This window comes from Xanthomonas sp. XNM01, from assembly GCF_014851915.1.
Lineage (GTDB): Bacteria > Pseudomonadota > Gammaproteobacteria > Xanthomonadales > Xanthomonadaceae > Pseudoxanthomonas.
In genome coordinates this window covers 538,406-556,580 of sequence record NZ_JACVAP010000002.1, presented here as the reverse complement: position 1 = coordinate 556,580, position 18,175 = coordinate 538,406, and the positions used below count along the sequence as shown (strand labels likewise).

15 protein-coding genes are annotated in these 18,175 nt (G+C 71.1%); 6 read left to right on the top strand and 9 right to left on the bottom strand.

Annotated elements, in window-relative coordinates; genetic code table 11:
- Positions 1-493 precede the first annotated feature (493 nt).
- Positions 494-1,666 (bottom strand): RNA polymerase-binding protein DksA, encoded by a 1,173-nt coding sequence (gene dksA, locus IB242_RS10160; RefSeq protein WP_343237136.1) that lies wholly within the window; start codon positions 1,664-1,666, stop codon positions 494-496.
- 173 nt (positions 1,667-1,839) lie between these two features.
- Here dksA and yidD point away from each other — a divergent pair, with 173 nt between their 5' ends.
- The 5 genes from yidD (at position 1,840) to IB242_RS10135 (ending at position 8,801) form a co-directional block, all read left to right on the top strand.
- Positions 1,840-2,106, top strand: a complete 267-nt coding sequence (gene yidD, locus IB242_RS10155; protein ID WP_192279268.1) for a membrane protein insertion efficiency factor YidD — start codon at positions 1,840-1,842, stop codon at positions 2,104-2,106.
- Positions 2,106-3,455, top strand: coding sequence for a dihydroorotase (locus IB242_RS10150; protein WP_192278739.1), 1,350 nt, complete (start codon positions 2,106-2,108; stop codon positions 3,453-3,455). The genes yidD and IB242_RS10150 overlap by 1 nt, the downstream gene beginning before the upstream one ends.
- Positions 3,455-4,291 (top strand): M23 family metallopeptidase, encoded by an 837-nt coding sequence (locus tag IB242_RS10145; protein ID WP_192278737.1) that lies wholly within the window; start codon positions 3,455-3,457, stop codon positions 4,289-4,291. Before IB242_RS10150 ends, IB242_RS10145 begins: the two co-directional genes overlap by 1 nt.
- Positions 4,292-4,600: 309 nt before the next feature.
- Entirely contained in the window at positions 4,601-5,275 is a 675-nt protein-coding gene (locus IB242_RS10140) for a hypothetical protein (protein ID WP_192278735.1), read from the top strand.
- Between the two features lie 184 nt (positions 5,276-5,459).
- Positions 5,460-8,801, top strand: a complete 3,342-nt coding sequence (locus IB242_RS10135) for an autotransporter domain-containing protein (RefSeq protein WP_192278733.1) — start codon at positions 5,460-5,462, stop codon at positions 8,799-8,801.
- A gap of 322 nt (positions 8,802-9,123) precedes the next feature.
- On the opposite strand, the gene folE2 is transcribed toward IB242_RS10135, so the two are convergent.
- The 7 genes from folE2 to efp all read right to left on the bottom strand — a co-directional run bounded on the left by folE2 (position 9,124) and on the right by efp (position 15,152).
- A complete protein-coding gene (gene folE2 / locus IB242_RS10130) occupies positions 9,124-10,062 on the bottom strand; it encodes a GTP cyclohydrolase FolE2 (RefSeq protein WP_192278731.1) in 939 nt (312 codons plus the stop codon).
- Positions 10,063-10,169: 107 nt separating this feature from the next.
- Complete coding sequence (locus IB242_RS10125) at positions 10,170-10,889, bottom strand: phytoene/squalene synthase family protein (protein WP_192278729.1); 720 nt, start codon at positions 10,887-10,889, stop codon at positions 10,170-10,172.
- A 60-nt stretch (positions 10,890-10,949) separates the two neighbouring features.
- Positions 10,950-11,633: a phosphoglycolate phosphatase gene (locus IB242_RS10120; protein ID WP_343237123.1), complete on the bottom strand. Its 684-nt coding sequence runs from the start codon at positions 11,631-11,633 to the stop codon at positions 10,950-10,952.
- Between the two features lies 1 nt (position 11,634).
- Positions 11,635-12,375 carry a bifunctional 2-polyprenyl-6-hydroxyphenol methylase/3-demethylubiquinol 3-O-methyltransferase UbiG gene (gene ubiG, locus IB242_RS10115; protein ID WP_192278727.1) on the bottom strand — a complete coding sequence of 247 codons (741 nt, stop codon included), beginning with the start codon at positions 12,373-12,375 and terminating at the stop codon, positions 11,635-11,637.
- Between the two features lie 25 nt (positions 12,376-12,400).
- On the bottom strand, positions 12,401-13,738 hold the full coding sequence (locus IB242_RS10110; RefSeq protein WP_192278725.1) for a TRZ/ATZ family hydrolase: 1,338 nt from the start codon (positions 13,736-13,738) through the stop codon (positions 12,401-12,403).
- A gap of 3 nt (positions 13,739-13,741) precedes the next feature.
- Positions 13,742-14,581: a hypothetical protein gene (locus IB242_RS10105; protein ID WP_192278723.1), complete on the bottom strand. Its 840-nt coding sequence runs from the start codon at positions 14,579-14,581 to the stop codon at positions 13,742-13,744.
- Between the two features lie 4 nt (positions 14,582-14,585).
- The gene (gene efp / locus IB242_RS10100) at positions 14,586-15,152 is read right to left on the bottom strand and encodes an elongation factor P (RefSeq protein WP_192278721.1); all 567 of its coding nucleotides are present in this window, start codon (positions 15,150-15,152) and stop codon (positions 14,586-14,588) included.
- Between the two features lie 105 nt (positions 15,153-15,257).
- Here efp and epmB point away from each other — a divergent pair, with 105 nt between their 5' ends.
- Positions 15,258-16,313 (top strand): EF-P beta-lysylation protein EpmB, encoded by a 1,056-nt coding sequence (gene epmB, locus IB242_RS10095; RefSeq protein WP_192278719.1) that lies wholly within the window; start codon positions 15,258-15,260, stop codon positions 16,311-16,313.
- 480 nt (positions 16,314-16,793) lie between these two features.
- On the opposite strand, the gene rlmD is transcribed toward epmB, so the two are convergent.
- Positions 16,794-18,140: a 23S rRNA (uracil(1939)-C(5))-methyltransferase RlmD gene (gene rlmD, locus IB242_RS10090; protein ID WP_192278718.1), complete on the bottom strand. Its 1,347-nt coding sequence runs from the start codon at positions 18,138-18,140 to the stop codon at positions 16,794-16,796.
- Between the last annotated feature and the right edge of the window lie 35 nt (positions 18,141-18,175).

The following is an 18,175-nucleotide window of genomic DNA, read 5'->3' as shown; positions in this document are numbered from 1 at the left end:
GTCCACGGGTGACCACGTCACCAATCCATTTCGCCCGACATGTTCCGCAAGCGCCTTGGCGGCCGGCCGACGCCCTCTCGCTGGCTACACCGGATGTGCCGTGACCTCTTCGGGCACGGGCCCATTCCACTGCGTCGCAGGACGCGGATGCCGGAGCGCCGCGCAGCTCCGCGACACGTGAGGCACAGGAGACACCGGAGACACAGGGCAGGATCGCCTGCACCCATTGGTCGCATCCGCCATGCGCTATGCGCTATGCGCCCCGCGCCCGGAGTCTTCCAGCACAGGCCCACCCTCGCCTTGGCACACTTCGGCCACGCGTGTCATCCATTCCGCGTCACGACAGGCAACAGCGTCGCCGCACCTTGCGCGCAGGCGCTCGTCCTGCCCGCCACGCAGGGCGGCGATGACGACAGGCGCAGCCGGACGCAGAAACGACGAACCCCGCCGGAGCGGGGTTCGTCATGGTGGCACCGCGATGCAGCCGGAAGCGTTACTCGCCCTGCTGCTTCTGCATGTGCTCCCAGCGCTCCTGGGCGTCGATGGTACGCTCGGCGGTCAGGCGCGCCTCGAGACGCTCCAGGCCGATTTCCTCGCCGGTATCGACGCAGTAGCCGTAGTCGCCGGCTTCCAGACGCTTGAGCGTGCTGTCGATCTTGCCGATCAGCTTGCGGTAGCGGTCGCGGGTCCGCAGTTCCAGCGAGTTTTCGGTTTCGCGGGTCGCACGCTCGGCCTCGTCGCCGATGTCGCGGACCTCGTCCTTCAGGTTCTCGATGGTCTGCTTGGACTCTTCGACCAGGTCGGCGCGCCAGCCGAGCAGGCGCTGGCGGAAATACTCCAGCTGCAGCGGGCTCATGTACTCCTCGCCGGCGCTGGGCTTGTAGCCCTGCGGCAGGAGCGGACGGCCGGTGGCGTCGTCGATCTTGTAGTCGACGGACTTCTGCGCACTGCGCGGCGCCGGGGCGTCGGCCTTCTTGGAGACGACGGCGACGGCGACCTTGCCCTGGACGGCCGGACGCGAGGCGGTGGCCGGCGTGGCGGAGGCGGTGGGCTTGGTGGAACTGGGGGATTTCGATGCGGGCACGGACTTTTCTTGCGAAGGAGCGGAAACCGCTGCGGTCGCCTTCTTGGCGGAGGCCGTCACGGTCTTCGCGGGTGCGGACTGGACCGGCGCAGGCCTGGTGGCCGACGCCGGTACGGTGGGAGTGGTCGCTTTCCTTGCGACCGGCTTTGCCGGAGTGGCGGCCGGCGCGGCCTTCTTGCTGGAACTGGTCGGCGTGACCGCCGGCTTGCCCTTGGACGGCGTGGCCGGAGCGGCCTTCTTCACCGGCGCGGGCTTGGCGGCCGTCTTTTTCACGGGCGCCGGTGCGGCTTTCACGCTTTTCTGCGCTACGGGCTTTTTCGGCACCGCAGCGGCCTTCTTGACGGCCTTGGTCGCAACCGGCTTCGCCGGCGTCCTGGCGACGGCCTTCTTGGCGGCAGGCTTCTTGGCGACCGGCTTGGCCGGCTTGACGGTCTTCTTGGCGGGCGCCGCCTTCTTGGCGACGACCTTCTTGGTGGCGGGTTTGGCCACGGCCTTCTTGGCGACCGGCTTGGCCGGCTTCCTGGCGGCGGTGGTCTTGCTTGCGGCCTTGGCGGCCTTCTTTACGGGTTTCTTGGCAGCCACGTACAAGGGTTCCTCGTAATTTTCCCGTCCCCGGGAAAGCGGGCCTTTATAGCTCACCCCATCCGATGCGGCAACCTGGGACGGACCGCCGCGATGGACGGGCCCTGACGGTGTCATCGCCGGCGCATGCTATCCCGGTGCGCATGCCCGCGGCGTGACGCGGCGCGCGGGGGCTGGCGTATGATGCGGACGTGATCGCCCGCCTGCTCATCCTGGCGCTGCGCGCCTACAAGCGCTTCATCAGCCCCCTGCTCGGTCCCCGCTGCCGGTTCGTCCCCAGCTGCTCGGAATATGCGATGGAAGCGATCGGCCGGCATGGCCCGGCACGCGGCAGCTGGCTGACCCTGCGCCGTCTCGGGCGCTGCCACCCGTTCCATCCCGGTGGCCACGACCCGGTGCCCGACTCCCCCCGTTCTTGCTCCTGCACAGGAAACCACTGATGCCCGGCACTACCCTGATCGTCAACGCCCGTCTGGTCAACGAAGGACGCACCTTCGATGGCGACCTGCGGATCGAGAACGGCCGGATCGCGCAGATCGGCAGCGGCCTGAAGGCACAGAGCGGCGAGCGCGTGGTCGACGCGGCGGGACGCTGGCTGCTGCCCGGCATGATCGACGACCAGGTCCATTTCCGCGAGCCGGGCCTGACCCACAAGGGCGACATCGCGACCGAGTCGGCCGCGGCCGTTGCCGGCGGGCTGACCAGCTTCATGGACATGCCCAACACCAATCCGCCGACCCTCGATGCCGAGCGGCTGGAAGAGAAGTACGCCGCCGCGAAGGGCCGCGCCTGGGGCAACCACGGCTTCTACATGGGCGCCAGCAACGACAACCTGGAGGCGATCCAGCGCACCGACCCGAAGGCGACGCCGGGCGTGAAGGTGTTCATGGGCGCGTCCACCGGCAACATGCTGGTCGACAATCCGGAGACGCTGGACGCGATCTTCCGCGACACGCCGGTGCCGATCATCACCCACTGCGAGGACACTCCGACCATCCAGGCCAACATGGAGCGCTACCGCGCCCGGTACGGCGACGAGATTCCGGTCGAATTCCACCCGGACATCCGCTCGCGCGAGGCCTGCATCAAGTCGACCCGGCTGGCGCTGGAACTGGCCCGTCGCCACGACACCCGGCTGCACGTGCTGCACATCTCCACCGCCGACGAGCTGGCGCTGTTCCAGCGCGGTCCGCTGGTCGCCGACGGCAGGCGCAAGCGGATCACCGCCGAGACCTGCATCCACTTCCTGCGCTTCGACCGCCGCGACTACGCGCGCCTGGGCAACCAGATCAAGTGCAACCCGGCGATCAAGGATCCAGCCGATCGCGAGGCGCTGATCCGGGCGCTGGCCGAGGACGTGATCGACGTGCTGGCCACCGACCATGCCCCGCACACGCTGGAAGAGAAGGCGCAGACCCACTACGGCCGCGCGCCGGGCGGCCTGCCGCTGGTGCAGTACGCGCTGCTGGCGGCGATCGAACTGGCCCACGAGAAACGCGCCGACATCGCGCGGATCGTGCAGAAGACCGCGCACGCGCCGGCGCAGCTGTTCGACGTCAAGGAACGTGGCTTCCTGCGCGAGGGCTACTGGGCCGATCTGGTCCTGGTCGACGATGAGCCGCTGACCGTGCGCCGCGAGGACGTGCTGTCCAAGTGCGGCTGGTCGCCGTTCGAGGGCACCACCTTCCGTTCCCGGATCGGCGCGACCTGGGTCAACGGTCGCCTGGTCTGGAACGGACGCGAGCTGGTCGGCAACCCGAACGGCCAGCGCCTGGAGTTCGACCGCTGATGCGGGGTGGTCGCCTGGCCGGCGTGCTGCTGGCCTGCCTCGGCCTGCAGGCCGGCATCGCCCACGCGCAGTCCGATGCGGACGCGCGCGTGGTGTTTCCGGCCAGCGTGCAGCAGGGCGCGATGGTGATCGGCAAGGTCCCGCCGGGCAGCCGGGTCGAGTACGCCGGCCGCAGCCTGCGCACCACCGGCTACGGCAGCGTGGTGTTCGGCGTCGGCCGCGACCAGGCGGCGCCGGTGACGGTCGAGGTGATCCGCCCGGACGGCAGCCGCAGCGCCGCGACCATCGCGGTGAGCGCACGCGACTTCCCGGTGCAGCGGGTCGACGGCGTGCCGCCGAAGACGGTCGATCCGCCGCCGGCGATCGCCGAACGGATCAGGCGCGAGCAGGCCCAGGTCACCGCCGCACGCGTGCGCGACGATGCCCGCGCCGATTTCGCCCAGCGCTTCATCTGGCCGGTGCAGGGCCGCATCAGCGGCCGCTTCGGCAACCAGCGCGTCTACAACGGCAAGCCCGGATCGCCGCATTCGGGCATGGACATCGCCGCGCCGACGGGGACCGCGATCAAGGCGCCGGCGGCCGGCATCGTCACCTTCGCCGGCGCCGACCTGTACCTGACCGGCGGCACCCTGCTGCTCGATCATGGACACGGCATCAGCTCGAACTTCCTGCACCTGTCGCGTCTGGACGTGAAGGTCGGCGACCGGGTGGAACAGGGTCAGGTGATCGGCGCGGTCGGTGCGACCGGGCGCGCGACCGGCCCGCATCTGCACTGGGGCATGAACTGGTTCGACGTGCGAATCGACCCGCTGCTCGTACTCGAACGTGGCAGCTGAACGCCGCTGCGCCGTCGCGTCCTCCACGCGCGGCGGCGCGCCGGCCATGGCGACCATCGAAGTTCCAGCTTGGCGCGGTTCGACCCGCTGCTCGTACTTGAACGTGGCAGCTGAACGCCGCTGCGTCGTCACGCTCTCCACGCGCGGCGGCGCGCCGGCCATGGCGGACATCGAAGTTCCAGCGTGGCGCGGTTCGACGTGCGGATCGACCCGCTGCTCGTGCTCGAACGTGGCAGCTGAACGCCGCTGCGACGTCACGCCCTCCACGCGCGGCGGCACGCCGGCCATTGCGGACATCGAAGTTCCACCGTGGCGCGGTTCGACGTGCGTATCGTCCATTGCGCATTCTCGGACGACGAGGTTGAACGCCACCGTGGCATCCGCTCCACGCAGCGCGGGAGCACAGCGGACACCGCAGCGCTGGATGCTCGCGCCGGTGCGGGTCGGCCCGCTGCCGATGCCCCAAGCTCGGATGAGCCCACGCTCGCTCCTGCGCCTGCTTCCGGCGACGTCCGTGCGCGGCAGGTTCCGGACGACGGTCCAGGGATGTGGCCGATGAAAGTGCAGGAACCGCAGCGGGAACGGCACCTGGCGGTCCCGGGCAGCCTGCAGGCCTGTGGCCTGGCCATGCTCGCCCTCGTCAGCGGCGCCTGCGCGACGCCGACGGCACCCTCCGTCGCCACGGTGCCGGTCGGCACGTCGACAGCTTCAGAGGCGCGGACGGCCGTGCATCCAGGCCGGCCCGGCGAGCGCGAACCGGGCAGCCTGCTGCGCCTGCCGTCGCGGGCGAAGGCCGGCAGCCTGGTCCAGGGTCGCGTGCCCATCGGCAGTGCCGTGGAGGCGTTCGGCCGTCGGCTGGTGCCTTCCGCCGACGGCGCCATCACCCTGCGGATGCCGGACCAGCCAGGTGTCTATCCGGTCCGGATCCTGCGCGGCGGCACGCGCGCCCCGATGCTGCTGCGCATCGAGGTGACAGCCGACTGACAGCGTCGCGACGGGCGCCGCGTGCCGTGACGTGCATCACTTGCCACTTCACATGCGGTACGGATACGTTCAGGAATCACCGTGGCCGTGCCGCGGTGTCCCACGTTCCAGCAAAGGATCCTGCATGTCGAAGTACCGCGCTTCACGTTCCATCTCCCCCGGCACCCGTCTTTCCCGTTCGACGATGGCACTGGCCATCGCCGGCGGCCTCGCCGCCCTGATCACCGCGCCGCTGGCCTTCGCCGACGAACGGGCCGATCCTGTCGCCCACGCGATCTCCTCCGCGTTCGCCGCGTCCAGCGTCGACACGACCACGCTGCAGCCGACGCTGCCGCGCGCCCTCTTCAGCCAGCACTGGACGCAGCGTCCGGCCACGACCGCCGCCCCCGCCGCCGCACCGGCGGCCAGCACGACCGCCTCCGTGCCGGCCGATGCCACCGATGCCTCCGCCTGGATCGACGAGGAGTTCCAGGCCGACTGGGGCCTGGAGGTCATCAACGCGCACCACGCCTACGCGCGCGGCCTCACCGGCGCCGGCGTGCGCCTGGGCCTGCTCGACTCCGGCACCGCGTTCGACCACCCGGAATTCGCGGGCAAGGACCACCGCGGCCTGACCATGGCGCAGGTGCTGGCCGATGGTTCGCTGTGCAGCGACGGCACCATCCTCGGCGGCCCCGACGCCTGCTTCTACTCGGTCGGCGACCAGTCCTCGATCGATGGCGAGTACTGGGACCCCGAGCTGGCAGCGCTGTTCCCCAACCCGGCCAATGATTACCTGTGGGGCAACACCTTCTACACCTTCAGCAACCATGGCACCCACGTGGCCGGCACCATCGCGGCCAACCGCGACGGCAGCGGCATGCATGGCGTGGCGTTCGGTGCGGACCTGAGCTCGGCGCGCCTGTTCAACGACAGCCTCGCCATCGTCGACATCGCCTGCATCCTGTTCAACGAGTGCAGCACGATCGGCACCTCGGCCGATGCCAGCGCCTTCGTCGGCATGTACGACCAGGCCATCGCCCAGGGCGTCAAGGCGATGAACCACAGCTGGGGCTACACCTACTACGCCTACACGCCGGAGGTGGCCGAGCTCTACCACGAGGCGCTGATGGACAACCCGCGGATCGCGGGCATCCTGACCACCATGGCGGAGGCCTCGCGCCAGTCCGGCATGATCCAGGTGCTGTCGGCCGGCAATACCAATGTCGTCATCGCCACGCCCGAGCAGAGCCCGGAACCGACCGCCCCGGCGACGCTGCCGTCGATCTTCCCGGACATCGAGCAGTACTGGGTCAGCGTGGTCAACCTCAACGACCAGCTGGAGCTGAGCAACCGCTCGATGAAGTGCGGGATCAGCGCGCAGTGGTGCATCGCCGCGCCCGGCAGCGTGATCACCTCCACCGTGCTCGACGGCGGCGATGAGCTGGTCGGCGGCTGGGTGATCGACGATGCCGGCAACCTGCGCTACGAGTTCGAGGACCGCACCGGCATCCCGGCCTACGCCGACATGTCCGGCACCTCGATGGCCGCCCCGCACGTCACCGGCGCGCTCGGCCTGCTGTTCGAGCGCTTCCCGTACCTGACCGGTGCCCAGGTCCGCGACGTGATGCTGACCACCGCCACCGACCTCGGCGAAGAAGGCGTGGACGAGATCTACGGCTGGGGCCTGCTCAACCTGGAAAAGGCGATCGAGGGCTACGGCCAGCTGCGCGTGGACACCACCGTCGACATGTCGGTCGCCGCCGGCGGCCGCAAGGTGTGGGAAGGCAATGCCTGGGACGACTGGACCAACGACATCGGCGGCCCCGGCCGGCTGACCAAGTCCGGTGCGGGCTGGCTGCGCCTGTCCGGCGACAACAGTTTCGCCGGCGCCACCGTGGCGCAGGGTCTGCTCGAGTTCGACGGCGACAACGCACTGACCGGCGACGTGCGCGTCGACGGCGGCACCCTGCTGGTCAACGGCCGCCTCGACGGCAGCGCGCTGACCGTCGCTGGCGGCCTGGCGGTGATCAACGGCACCGTCGCCGGCGCGGCCACCCGCGTCGAGGCCGGTGGCACCCTCGGCGGCAGCGGCACCCTGGGCGACACCTGGGTGGCCGGCACCATCGCCCCGGGCAGTTCGATCGGTACCCTCACCATCGACGGCGACTACACCCAGGCCGCCAGCGCACGCCTGGTCGCCGAGATCCTGCCGCCCGACCAGGCCGACCTGCTGCGCGTGACCGGCAGCGCCAACCTGCTCGGCGGCACCCTGGTGGCCAGCAGCCTGGGCGATGGCTACACCATCGGCCAGCAGTACCGGATCCTGTCGGCCGAAGGCGGCATCACCGGCGGGTTCTCCTCCATCGACAGCAGCGGGCTCTCACCGTTCCTGGCGCTGTCGCTGCTGCAGTCGGCCAACGCGGTCGACGTCGACGTGATCCGCGGCGCGGCGCTGGCCAGCGCCGCGACCAGCGGCAACCAGTTCGCCACCGCCGCGGCGCTGGACGCGCTGCCGCTGTCGCAGGTACTGCTGCAGCCGCTGACCCGACTCGACGTCGCCCAGGCACGGGGTGCTTTCGACCAGCTGTCCGGCGAAGCGCACGCCAGCGCCCGCCAGGTGCTGCTGGAAGGCAGCCGCCTGGTCCGCGACGCCGCGCTCGCGCGCGCTTCCGCCGGACACGGCGGCTTCCTCGCCCAGCACGACGCGGACGCGGCGACCGGCGCGTGGGTGCAGGTCCAGCACCAGGGCGGCAGCATCGCCGGCGACGGCAACGCCACGCGCGTGCAGTACAGCGGCAACGGTGCCCTGGTCGGTGTCGACCACCAGTTCGAGGGTGGCTGGCGCGTGGGTGCCTACGGCGGCACCGGCGAGACCGACTTCAACCTGCGCGGCCGCGCCTCCAAGGGCGAAACCAGCAGCCGCCACGCCGGCGTCTACGTGGGCCAGGCCTGGGGCGGCTTCGGCGTCCGCGCCGGCTACGCGCAGAGCTGGAACCGGGTCGATGTCGACCGCACGCTCGCCTTCCCCGGCTTCGCCGGCACGGTGGGCACGCGTTACGACGCCGACAGCAAGCAGGCCTTCGTCGACGCGGGCTACCGCTTCGGCAACGAGGCCTGGGAGCTGGAACCCTACCTGCAGTACGCCCATGTCGAACTCGACAGCGACGGCTTCCGCGAACAGGGCAGCATCGCCGCCCTGCAGGGCCGCGCCGGCGAGGCACGTGCGGAACTGGCGACCGCCGGCCTGCGCTTCGGTGCCAACCTGCGTGGCAGCGGGCAGGAGCAGACCTGGCTGAGCCTGCGCGGCAACCTCGGTTACCGCCACGCCGGTGGCGACCAGCGCCGCACCGCCCAGCTCTCGCTGGACGGCAGCAACTGGTTCGGCGTCTCCAGCCCGGTGATCGGCTCGAGCGCGCTGCTGGCCGAGATCGGCCTGGCCGCACGCACGTCGAGCAACAGCGTGCTGGAACTGGGCTATACCAGCGTCGATGCCGACGAGGCACGCGACCACGGCGTCAACGCGCGCTTCTCGGTCCGTTTCTGAGGACCCGGTGACACCACGAAGGGCGCGGCTTCGGCCGCGCCCTTCGTGCATCGGCACGGATGACGGGCCGGCGGGTCTCGCCCGCGTGGCGAGGCGCCCGCGGGATGCCTGGACCGCTCACATCCGGCACATCATGCGCACCACGCCGCAGGGCCCGGGTCAGGGTGACACGGGCGGCGCTGGTGGCCGGCGTCGCGGCGCGTATTCCTGATCCTTGCCTGGCTGGTGCATTGGGCTTGAATGCCCGGCCACCCGGTCAGCTCACGATCGCGTCGTGCCGCAGCGGGCGTCCGCCCGCCTTCCGGTTCCCGATGCGGACGGCTCAGCCGGTCGGGCCGGCGCCGCTCACCCTGGCCACCGCATCGTGCGGATGCAGGCTCTCGTAGTGCGAGACCACGGCCTCGTAGCGCAGCACGCGCGGGTCGGCCGCGAGCACCGAGGCCACGCGCCGCGCGGCGTCCTCGCAGAACATCAGGTTGGCCGCATTGAGCATCGCGAAGGCCTGCTCGTCCTCGCGCTTGACCGCGGTCTGCACCGGCGTGGCCAGCACCGCTTCCAGCGCATCGATCAGCTCGACCAGCGGCAGCGCCGCGGCATCGTCGCGCAGGGTCACGCGGACCTGGGCCAGGCTGCGCTGCGCGTGCGGCGTGGCGGCCATGCCACGCTCGGAACGCAGCCAGTCGTGGACCTCGCCGGCGCCGACATCGCCGGCGCCGAAGTCGGCGCTGAAACGTTCGGCATTGGCCTGCCGCGACAGCGCGGCCGAGGCCGGACAGGTACTGGAGTACTCGACGCCCACGCCCAGCACCAGATGCAGGCCGTCCGGGCCGAGCACCGCGTCGATCTCGACCGGATAGCGCTTCCAGCCGGCGTTGTCGCTGCGCAGGGCGGCACGCAGCAGCAGCGCCTCGTAGCGCAGGCGCAGGCGGGCGCTGGTCGAGATGCCCGACTGCGAATCGATGCTGCTGCGCAGGATCTGCCGCAGGCCGGCCGGGGTGACCTCGTGCCGGGCCAATTCCTGCTGCAGCCTCAGGTACAGCCGCGACATGTGGATGCCACGCTCGCCGGCCTTGACCAGGTCCACCGACAGGTCCACCTGCGCGGCGACCTGCACGTAGGCGCCGGCGCCATCGGGCACGCGTACCGGGAGCGCGATTCCTTCCATGCCGACCCAGTCCAGCGGACGCGCCAGCGCCACCTGCTGGTGGGCGACGTCGGGCAGCGGCGCGGCGGACGGGACGATCGTGGGAATGGCGGACATGGGGACGTCGAATCAGGACCGAACAGGGACGAATTGTAGCGGCCGGCCGGCGCGGGCCGCCGAACGGGGCTGGAACGGACTGTCGCGGTGCATTCCGATCGATCCGCTCAATCGCGTGCGGCACGCCACGCCGCCCACAGGATGCGCAGCGGCTGCTGCGCGGTGCGCGGCACCTGGCCATCGGCATACGCCTGCAGACGCCGGCGCGCCAGCGCGGACAGGATCCTGCGCTGGCGTCCGCCGCCGCGACGCGGCCAGGCCTTCAGCAGCCAGCCGGCCCAGTCGCGCTGGGCGCGTTCCTGCGCGGCCGTGCCGCTGTCGGCGAGGAAGGCATCGGGCACGGCACCGATGCCGGCCTCGGCCAGGCGCGTGGCCAGCACCTGCGTCGAGATCGCCTCCGGCGCCAGCGGACGGCCACCGGGGAACATCGCGTCATCGACGGCCGCCACCGCGACCGCGTAGGCATGCAGCGCCAGCAGCGCCGCTTCGCCGTTGGCCGGCCGCGCACGCGCGGCGACCAGCCCGTTCAGCGCCGCCGACAGCTGCGCCCACGGCGCCGGCACCGGTTCCAGCAGGCGCCCGAGCGGATGCCGCGAACGGTGCCCGGCCCAGTCGCGCAGTTCGTTGATCCACCAGCCGAGCTTGGCGTCGGCCGGCAGCGGGTCGCCGGCGACGTTGAGCACGTCGTCGAACTCCTGCAACAGCGAGAACCAGGCCACCGTGCGCTCGCGCTGCTCCAGTGGCACGAACACCTCGGCCACGCTCCACTCCGGCCAGCGCGCGCGCCATTTGTCGAGGAAGCTGTCGAGGGCGGTGGTGTCGGTCATCGGAACGGGGCTGCGGTACGGGGAAATCGCGATGCGCGACGGCATCGCGGGAATGACGGCTCAGCGCGGCCAGAAGGCCGGATCGTGCAGGTCGGCCACGTCGGCGGCGATGCGCTGCGCCTGCCAGGTTTCGGGGTCGTCGCCGTCGAGCCGGTAGCCCCACAGCGCGGCGATGGCCGGCATCCCGGCCGCGCGCGCGGACACGATGTCGCGTTCGTCGTCACCGACGTAGGCGCAGTCGGCAGGAGCAACGCCCAGCCGCGCGGCCGCGGTGGTCAGCGGCAGCGGATGCGGCTTGCGTTCGGCCAGCGTGTCGCCGCCGATCAGCAGCGCGCAGCGGTCCTGCCAACCCAGCCCGGCGACCACGTCGCGGGCCAGGCCTTCAGGCTTGTTGGTGACAATGCCCCAGCGCGCGCCGTCGCGTTCCAACGCATCCAGCAGCGCGGCCACACCATCGAACAGCACGCTGTGCCGGCCCAGCTCCTCGGCATAGATCGCGAGAAATTCCGGCACCAGCGCGTCACGCGCGACGGCATCCAGGTCCGGAAAGCTGGCGCCGATCATCGCGCGCGAGCCCTTCGACACATGCGGACGCAGCGCCGCCAGCGTGGTCGGCGCCCGGCCCCGCGCAGCCAGCATCCGGTTGGCGGTGGCCAGCATGTCCGGTGCGCTGTCCAGCAGCGTGCCATCCAGATCGAACAGGACCACACGCGGGAAGCGCACGGCGTTGGCGACAGTGCTCACTTCAGCCCTGCCCGTCCGGCTTCACTGCGCAGGCCAGGTAGTTCACGTCGGTGCGCCGGGACAACGAGGCGCGCTTGCGCAGCGGATCGTAGGCCAGGCCGCTGACATCCTCGATCTGCATGCCGCTGTCGCGCAGCCAGGCCGCCAGCTCGGAGGGCTTGATGAAGTCCTTGTAGTGGTGCGTGCCGCGCGGCAGCAGCCGGGCGACGTACTCGGCGCCGACGATCGCCAGCGCGAACGCGGCCGGAGTGCGGTTCAGCGTGGACAGGAACAGGCGTCCACCCGGACGCAGCAGCGCCATGCAGGCCGCGATGATCGCGCCCGGATCGGGCACGTGCTCGAGCATTTCCATGCAGGTGATCGCATCGAAGCTGCCCGGCCGTTCGGCGGCCAGCGCTTCCACCGCGATCACCTGGTAGTCGACCTGCACGCCTGATTCGAGCATGTGCAGCCTGGCCATCTTCACCAGCTCGGGCGACAGGTCGATCGCGGTGGTGCGGGCACCGGCGCGGGCCAGCGCCTCGCTCAGCAGGCCGCCGCCACAGCCGACGTCCAGCACCGCGGCGCCCTCGAGCCGCATGCGCTGGCGCACGTAGTCCAGGCGCACCGGATTGAGCACGTGCAGCGCCTGCTGCGGGCCGTCCGGATCCCACCAGCGGCTGGCCAGCGCGCCGAACTTGTCCAGCTCGTCCTGGCGGTAGTTGGGGGCATGCGCCGAAGCGCTGGGAACGGGCAGGCTCATCGGTGTTCTCCTGTGCGGCGCGGGCTCAGCGGCCCAGCGCGGCGATGCGGTCGCGCCACTGGCGGGCGTTGGCCAGCAGCGCTTCGATGTCGATGTCGACCAGCACGCGCCGGTCGAGCTTGCGGTGGCCGGCGATCCACACGTCGCTGACCTGCTGGCGTCCGGTCGCGTAGACCAGCTGCGACAGCACGTGGTGCAGCGGCTGGGTCTCCAGCGCGGACATGTCCACGCAGACCAGGTCGGCTTCCTTGCCCGGCTCCAGCGAGCCGATCCGATCGCCCAGGCCCAGCGCACGTGCGCCGCCCAGGGTCGCCGCCCGCAGCGTGGTCGCCGCGTCCAGGGCGGTGGCGTCGTTGGCCACGGCCTTGGCCAGGATGGCGGCGGTGCGCAGCTCGCCGAACATGTCCAGGTCGTTGTTGCTGGCGCAGCCGTCGGTGCCGATCGCCAGGTTCACGCCTGCGCGCTGCAGGGCGCAGGCCGGGCAGAAGCCCGAGGCCAGCTTGAGGTTGGATTCGGCGCAGTGCACCACCGACACGCCGCGTTCGGCGCACAGATGGATCTCCGCTTCGGTCAGCTGGGTCATGTGCACGGCGATCAGCCGGTCGTTGACCAGGCCCAGCCGGTCCAGCCGCGCCAGCGGGCGCTGGCCGTACTGCCTGATCGAGTCCTCGATCTCCTGCGCGGTCTCGTGCGTGTGCAGGTGCACCGGCATGTCGAGCTGGTCGGCCAGCATGCGCACGCGTTCGAAGTTCGCATCGCTGACCGTGTAGGGCGCATGCGGCGCGAACGCGGTGCCGATCAGCGCGTCGTGGCGCCAGGCGTCATGCACTTCGCCGGCCTTGTCGAAGTACTCGTCGTCGGACCTGGCCCAGGCGGTGGGGAAGTTGATCACCGGCAGGCCGACCAGCGCGCGGAAGCCGTGGCGCTTGTAGACCGCGGCCTGCACGTCGGGGAAGAAGTAGTTCTCGTTGGCGCAGGTGGTGCCGCCGCGCAGCATCTCGGCCACCGACAGCGTGGTGCCGTCGGCGACGAACTCCGGCCCGATCACCGCGGCTTCGACCGGCCAGATGTGGTCCTGCAGCCAGGTCATCAGCGGCAGGTCGTCGGCGACGCCGCGCAGCAGGGTCATCGGGTTGTGGGTGTGCGCGTTGACCAGGCCGGGCATCAGCACGCCGTCCGGACGCGACACGACCTCGGTGGCGCGGAACCGCGCGCGGGCCTGATCGATCGGCAGCACCGCGACGATCCTGCCCTCGCGCACCGCCACCGCGTGCCGCTCCAGCACCACCGCGTGCGGTTCGATCGGCACCACATGGCCGGCCTCGATCAGGAGGTCGACGGATTCCAGGACTGCCTCAGTCATGCATCACCACGGGTTGGAAGACCAGAAGAAGAGATTATCGAACGGATCGGTGGCATAGGCGTTGCCGTCGTAGCGCAACGTGCGGCGGGCACGGCGCGTCTCGACCTGCAGTGCGCCGTCCTCGTCGCTGGCATGCCGCTCGACCGAGGCGGTCAGCGTCAGGTCGGCGAAGCCATGGCTGGAGGTCCGCTCCACCCCGAGCGTCACCTGCGCATGGTCGGAGACCGAGCGCTGCGGCGACCAGGAACACGGCGAGCCCTCGACCATCTCCCAGGTGTCGAGCCAGGTGGCGAACACCGGGCGCAGCGCCTGGCCGTCGCGGACCAGCAGGGTCAGCTCGCGCTCGAAGCCCCGGTCCGGGCAGCTGGGGCCGCGCGCCGAACTGGTCAGCACCACGCCGAACGCGCGCACGCCTGGGGCGAGGTCGTAGCGGGCAGTGTCCAGGCGGATTCCGCCTTCGCGCAGGGCGAAGGCCGCGTCCTGTTCGAGCGGGCGCTCGTGGCGGGCCAGTACCCTGCCCCCGGCGGGATCGAGCATCGCGCTGACCAGCAGCAGCGGGTCGTCGTCCGATCCATCCGCGCCGACGTCCGGCCAGGCCGCGGCGACCAGGCGGATCGCCGGATCGTACGGCCAGTCGCGGCAGGCCGCGGCGACGGGTTCCGCCCCTGCCGCCGCGCCGAGCAGGGCCAGGCTGGCGGCATCGCAGCGCTGGGCCGCGTCCCGGGCCTGCACCGGCTGGACCAGCGACAACGCCAGCGCCAGCACGGCGCCGGATACGACCGCGCCCCGCCACCGGCGCTCCTTGCGGAACACCGGCCACGGGGCGCTGGACACAACCGGCATCGGCTTACTTGACGCGGCTGACGTACTCGCCGGAGCGGGTATCGACCTTGATGATTTCTTCCTGGGCGACGAACAGCGGCACGCGGACCACCGCGCCGGTCTCCAGGGTGGCCGGCTTGCCGCCGGTGCCGGCGGTGTCGCCCTTCACGCCCGGGTCGGTCTCGACGATCTTCAGTTCGACGAAGTTCGGCGGGGTGACCTGGATCGGATTGCCGTTGAACAGGGTCACCACGCAGGCTTCCTCGCCCTTGAGCCACTTGGCCGCGTCGCCCATGCCGGCCTTGTCGGCCTGGACCTGCTCGAAGGTTTCCTGCTGCATGAAGTGCCAGTACTCGCCATCGGAGTACAGGTACTGCATGTCGGTATCGACGACGTCGGCGGCCTCGACCGAGTCGGTCGACTTCATCGTGATTTCCTGCACGCGGCCGGTGCGGATCTGGCGGTACTTCACGCGGGTGAAGGCCTGGCCCTTGCCCGGCTTGACGTACTCGGTGTCGCTGATGATCGAGGGCTCGTTGTTGACCAGGATCTTCATCCCGTTCTTGACGTCGTTCATGCCGTAAGAGGCCATGGGAACTCCTTGGGTATGGCTGGGCCGCCGCGGAAGACGGCGGCCGGGCAGATTAGAATGGGCAACCCCGCCGCACCGCGCCGGGGCCTGTCTTCCAGACCGCACATGATACCCGCAGCCCCCCTGACGATGCAGCCGGCGCCCGTCCTGCCGGCGTCCGACACCCCGCCCCAGCCGGGCGCCACGCCCGTCCGCTGGCAGCGCCTGTGGCGCGAGGCCGTGCGCGACCCGCGCGACCTGCTGGCCCTGCTCGGCCTGGATGCCGCCGCGGCCGGCCTGTCGGACGCGGCGGCCGCCGGGTTCGCCCTGCGCGTGCCGCGCGGGTTCATCGCCCGGATGCGCCACGGCGACCTGCACGACCCGCTGCTGCGCCAGGTGCTGCCGGTCGCCGACGAGGAGCGGATCGTGCCCGGTTTCGGCCTGGACGCGGTCGGCGACGGGGCGGCGAAGAAGGCCACCGGCGTGATCCAGAAGTACCGTGGCCGCGCCCTGCTGGTGGCCACCGGCAGCTGCGCGATCAACTGCCGCTACTGCTTCCGCAGGCACTTCCCGTACGCCGACGAGACCGCCGCCCGCGACGGCTGGCAGGGGGCGGTGGCCGCGATCGCCGCCGATCCGGACATCGACGAGGTGATCCTGTCCGGCGGCGACCCGCTGTCGCTGGCCACGCCCAAGCTGGCCGAACTGAGCGCGCAGCTGGCCGCGATCCCGCACCTCCGCCGCCTGCGCATCCATAGCCGTCTGCCGGTGGTGCTGCCCGAGCGCATCGACACCGAGTTCGTGCAGTGGCTGCGCACCCTGCCCTGGCCGTTCGCGTTCGTGATCCACGCCAACCACGCCAATGAATTCGACGCCGACGTCGACGCGGCGATGGCACGGATCCGCGCCACCGGCGCGCAGTTGCTGAACCAGGCGGTGCTGCTGCGCGGGGTCAACGACAGCGTCGAGGCGCTGGCCGCGCTCAGCGAACGCAGCTTCGCCGCCGGCGTGCTGCCGTACTACCTGCACCAGATCGACCGGGTCGCCGGCGTCGCCCACTTCGAGGTGCCGGACGAAGAGGCGCGGGCGCTGCATGCGGCACTGGCCGCGCGCCTGTCCGGCTACCTGGTGCCGAAGCTGGTCCGCGAGATCCAGGGCGACACCGGCAAGCGCCCGCTCTGATCGGGCGTTCTTCCTTGATGCCTGCAGCGTGGGCCCTGGCCCGCTGAGGGGGATCCCGCCTGTCGTGCCGTACCGGCACCCGCAGTCAGCGCGCACGGATGCCAGGCCGGTGGCAGCGCGGCCGCACAGACGGCAGGCCATGGCCCACCCGGCCACCAGACCAGGTGAACCGCGGCCGAGCGACTCGCACGCCACAGTCGCTGGTAGAGGCCATCGCGCGATCAGGGGTCACGCCTGGGCCCCGGCCGACCTGCGCCACCCCTCCCTGCACCGATGCAGGCCGGTTGCAGCTCCGCATCGGCCCTGGCGACGGTGTCGACGCCGGGACAGCGCCCGGCATCCGCAGCGGGCCTGCTGCGGGCGACCGCCAGCGCGGAGCATCGTGCCGCAGCGACCATGCGTCGCGACGGCACCAGCCCGTCCTCCCGATGGCGGCAGGACCTTCACGCCCGTCGACCGGGCGTCGGTCCGCCGGCCAGCTCAGCGCTCGAACAGCGCGATGCTCTCGACGTGCGCGGTGTGCGGGAACATGTCCATCACGCCGGCCGAGACCAGCTTGAAGCCGCGCTCGTTGACCAGGTAGCCGGCGTCGCGGGCCAGCGAGCCCGGGTGGCAGCTGACGTAGACGATCCGGTTGATCGCGTTCAGCGGCAACTGGCGCAGCACCTGGTCGGCGCCCGAGCGCGGCGGGTCCAGCAGCAGCTTGTCGAAGCCCTGGCGCATCCATGGGGTGCCGCGCTGGTCCTGGGTCAGGTCGGCGCTGAAGAACTGGGCGTTGGTCAGGCCGTTGCGCTCGGCATTGGCGCGGGCGCGGGCGACCAGGCCGGCATCGCCTTCCACGCCGACCACCTCGCGCACCTGCCGGGCCAGCGGCAGGGTGAAGTTGCCCAGCCCGCAGAACAGGTCGAGCACGCGCTCGTCCGGGCCGGCGCCGAGCATCTCCAGCGCCCGCGCGATCATCCTGTCGTTCAGGCGCGCATTGACCTGGATGAAATCCAGCGGCTGGAACGCCAGTTCCACGTCCCAGGCCGGCAGCCGGAATGCCAGCGACGGCGCCTGTCCCTCCAGCGGATGCACCGTGTCGATGCCCTTGGGCTGCAGGAAGATCGCGAAGCCATGCTCGCGCCCGAACGCGGCCAGCGCGGCCTTGTCGTCATCCGACAGCGGCACCAGATGGCGCACGGTCAGCGCGATGGCATCGTCGCCGGCGATGAATTCGATCTGCGGAATGCTCTCGCGCGCGGCCAGCCCGTCGACCAGCGCCGACAGCGCGGCGACCTTCAGGCCGATCTCCGGGATCACCGTATGGCAGACCTGCAGGTCGGCGACGAAGCGCGGGTCCAGCTCGCGGAAGCCGACCAGGGTCTTGTCCTTCTTGTTGACCCGGCGCACCGAGAACCGGCCCTTGCGCCGATACCCCCAGCTGGCGTCGGTCAGCGGCGGCAGCACCGTGCCCGGCGCGACCTTGCCGATCCGCTCCAGGTTGTCCAGCAACACGCGCTGCTTGGCCAGGATCTGCTTGTCCTCGGCCAGGTGCTGCAGCACGCAGCCGGCGCAGGTACCGAAATGCGGGCAGCGTGGCGCGACCCGGTCCGGCGAGGCCTGCAGCACCTCCAGGGTGCGGGCCTCGTCGAAACTGCGGCTGCGCGCGGTCTGTTCGACCATCACGGTTTCACCCGGCAGGGCGCCGGAGACGAACACGGCCTTGCCGTCGTCGCGGCGGGCGACGCCACGGCCATCGTGGCTGAGGTCGAGGATCTGGAGCTGGAACGGAGTACGGTCGAGTCGGGCCACGTGGCGCAGGCTGCGGGGCAAAGGGCCGGCCATTGTCTCAGATCGCGACGACGAAACCGGAATCCAGG